The sequence below is a fragment of the Pseudomonas sp. NBRC 111140 genome, assembly GCF_001320885.1.
GTDB lineage: Bacteria > Pseudomonadota > Gammaproteobacteria > Pseudomonadales > Pseudomonadaceae > Aquipseudomonas > Aquipseudomonas putida_P.
This window is the reverse complement of record NZ_BCBQ01000180.1, coordinates 1-2,860: the sequence shown is the minus strand read 5'-3', so window position 1 is coordinate 2,860 and position 2,860 is coordinate 1. Positions and strand designations below refer to the sequence as shown.

Sequence of the window (2,860 nt, the reverse complement as noted above, 5' to 3'; positions counted from 1 at the left end):
AGTGCCGACGTTAACGTGGGGAAGGGAACGATCAAACTTTTCCTTAGCCATCGATACAATCCTCCGCAGAAGAAATAGTCTTGCGCTGATAAAACAAAGGCAGATATTTTCATATCTGCCTTGTTTATATGGAGCTCTTGAGCGGACTTGAACCGCTGACCTCACCCTTACCAAGGGTGTGCTCTACCAACTGAGCTACAAGAGCGAAACACTTTGTGCAAAACCCAGCAAACTTGGAGCGGGTAGCGGGAATCGAACCCGCATCATCAGCTTGGAAGGCTGAGGTTCTACCACTAAACTATACCCGCGGAGCTTGCGGCTCTCGCTAAAACTGGTGGAGGGAGAAGGATTCGAACCTTCGAAGCTCTCGCAACGGATTTACAGTCCGTCCCCTTTGACCGCTCGGGAATCCCTCCAGATGTGGCCGGCATTCTATTTGTCTGCCGTCCTAGTGTCAAGCGTTTTTTCAAATTTTTTCAATCAAATCTGAAACTTAGCTGCTTTGACACCGCTTCCAGCTCTACCACCTGAGTGGTGTTCCCTGTGAAGCGGGCGCCATTCTATCAAGCTATTCGCCAGTTGCAATACCCTGGCAGAAAATAATTTTATGTTTTAAGTCTTTGAAATCATTGGAAAGAGCCGAGAGTACCGTTTGGTCCAGCAAACGCTCGCTTTCCGGGGCCACCTTGAGCCAACGCCCATCCGCTCCAGGCAACTGCCCCATCACTGGCAGGGTGGCAATATCCAGGCTCAGCAGGCGCTGGCGCAGTGCTTCCAACTGCTCCTGCTGCTCCACTCCCCCCACTACCAGGCATTCATCACGGCGCTTGGCTGGCGCCGACACACCCGTTTCACGTAACAGACGGATTTCTTGCTGATTCCCCTTGTACAGAGACAGTGGGGCGACTTCCTTGACCTTCAGCGGTGCTTCCTGCTGATGCCACACGTAATAGAAGACGTTAAGCACCAGTAACAGCAGAAACAACCAACGCATAGGCACCTCAATCCAATGGGCAGGCCATGGCCAGGCCAACGAAAACCAGGTCCGGTACGACACGCGCCTGCGGTACGGCCTCCCTCACCAGCGGTGCATCGCCGCCAGTAAGGAACACTGTGAATGCCTCCCCCCACAGCGCGCGTGCCTGCTCGAGCTGGGTGCGGGCAAAGCCCTGAAGCATTAACACGCAACCGCGCTCTACCGCCTCGACGGTGGAGCGACCCGGTGACAAGCTAGTCAGTGCACGCTCAGCGGAAGCATCGTCATAGCGGATACGCCGGGTGTGAGTACGCAACTGGCTGCGCATCAAGGGCATCCCCGGGCAGATGTAGCCGCCCAGGTGCTCGCCGTCCGCAGCAACAAAGTCCGCTTTGGCGGCAGTCCCCAGGTCGATTACCAGGCACGCGCCCCCGGCCAGGTGAAATGCACCCAGCGCAGCCAGCCAACGGTCCATACCCAGGCGCTGATAGTCGTCATAACCGTTGCGCACACCGGCCATGCTCTGTGCCGGATGCGCAACGCGCGCCTGTACGGCAAAAGCCTGGGCAATCAACGCACAAAGCGCATCGGTTTCTTCCTCGCTGCGCACACTGACAATACGACAGCCCGTTAGACGGACTGAAGCCAGCGCCGCCACTGCAGCCAGCAGCGCTTGATCGGAATCGACGATCCCGCCACCTTCAATCGCTGCGTCAGCAGCATGAATTACCCGCCACTTGATGAAGCTGTTACCGCAGTCGAGCTCAAGAATCATCACGCAACCTCAAACTGAGCTCACCACCACTGAAGCTCTTTTCAACTCCGTCCACCTCAAGGCGCAAGCCGCCCTGCCCGTCGACGCCAAGAACCACGCCATCAATACGCGTACTGCCGGCAACCAGTGAAACATTGCGCCCTTGCCAAAGGTGCGCCTGCTCCCACTCCTCTTGGAATGCGGCAAACCCATAGCGACGATGACGTGCCAATTCATGCTGCAATTGCTGATTGAGCGACGCTACCAAGTGGTTGCGATCTATTGCCGCACCCACCTCACGTCGCATCGAGGTCCACTCCTGGTCGACCTGGTCGTTGGCCTGCATGTTCACATTGATACCGATACCCAGTACCACATGACAGACGTCGGCCGGATCACCCACCAGCTCCAGGAGAATACCGGTGATCTTCTGCCCGCGAACCAACACGTCGTTGGGCCATTTGAGCCCTACATCTTTTACGCCGAACGCCTGCAGAGTGCGCATTACCGCAACCCCCACCACCAGGCTCAAGCCTTCGAGCTGGCGCATGCCGCCATCCACACGCAAGACAAGGCTGTAATAGAGGTTCTCGGCAAATGGGCTGACCCATTGGCGGCCACGTCGACCGCGGCCGGCACTCTGCCGCTCAGCCAGCACCACAAATGGCGCTGCCTGCCCCTGATTGGCAAGCCTCAAGCCTTCGGCATTGGTCGAGTCGACGCTTTCATGGATGAAAACCGGCCACTGCTCGCTTTCGGCAAAGCCGGCTATTGCCTGAGCCTCGAGCAAAGCTAGTGGTGTCGCCAGCTGATAGCCGCGCCCACGAACCTTGTGAATGGTGAGGTTCAGCTCGCCTTCCAGGTGCTGCAGCTGTTTCCAAACGGCGCTGCGACTCACCCCGAGGGCTTCCCCCAGAGCTTCTCCGGAATGGAACCGGCCATCCTTGAGAAGATTCAACAACTTCAGCATGCCAGTCTCGACTTGGAATAAGGCAGGCATGATAGCCATGGGCTGTTGGCTTGCATAGGAAAAGGGCCTGCCGCCGGAGCGTTTGCAGATGCAGGCGCGAACACCGCGTCGCCTGCGTCGCAGGCTTGCCCGCTCCTACAGGCGCCAGAATTTTTTCGCC

The 2,860-nt window shown here is 57.4% G+C and carries 3 protein-coding genes and 3 tRNA genes; all 6 read right to left on the bottom strand.

The genetic code is table 11. From position 1 onward, the window contains the following. Positions 1-129: 129 nt before the first annotated feature. The 6 genes from APH42_RS28690 to birA all read right to left on the bottom strand — a co-directional run bounded on the left by APH42_RS28690 (position 130) and on the right by birA (position 2,700). Positions 130-205, bottom strand: a tRNA-Thr gene (locus APH42_RS28690). 29 nt (positions 206-234) lie between these two features. After that, positions 235-308, bottom strand: a tRNA-Gly gene (locus tag APH42_RS28685). A 24-nt stretch (positions 309-332) separates the two neighbouring features. After that, positions 333-416, bottom strand: a tRNA-Tyr gene (locus APH42_RS28680). A 152-nt stretch (positions 417-568) separates the two neighbouring features. Next, complete coding sequence (locus APH42_RS28675; protein WP_012270230.1) at positions 569-994, bottom strand: hypothetical protein; 426 nt, start codon at positions 992-994, stop codon at positions 569-571. A gap of 7 nt (positions 995-1,001) precedes the next feature. Next, the gene (locus APH42_RS28670; RefSeq protein WP_060494741.1) at positions 1,002-1,751 is read right to left on the bottom strand and encodes a pantothenate kinase; all 750 of its coding nucleotides are present in this window, start codon (positions 1,749-1,751) and stop codon (positions 1,002-1,004) included. Next, positions 1,741-2,700: a bifunctional biotin--[acetyl-CoA-carboxylase] ligase/biotin operon repressor BirA gene (gene birA, locus APH42_RS28665; RefSeq protein ID WP_012270228.1), complete on the bottom strand. Its 960-nt coding sequence runs from the start codon at positions 2,698-2,700 to the stop codon at positions 1,741-1,743. Before birA ends, APH42_RS28670 begins: the two co-directional genes overlap by 11 nt. Positions 2,701-2,860: the final 160 nt, after the last annotated feature.

Excerpts from the sequence above, each read along its gene's own strand:
- APH42_RS28675 (WP_012270230.1), bottom strand. The coding sequence starts at position 994 with ATGCGTTGGTTGTTTCTGCTGTTACTGGTGCTTAACGTCTTCTATTAC.
- APH42_RS28670 (WP_060494741.1), bottom strand. The coding sequence starts at position 1,751 with ATGATTCTTGAGCTCGACTGCGGTAACAGCTTCATCAAGTGGCGGGTA.
- birA (WP_012270228.1), bottom strand. The coding sequence starts at position 2,700 with ATGCTGAAGTTGTTGAATCTTCTCAAGGATGGCCGGTTCCATTCCGGA.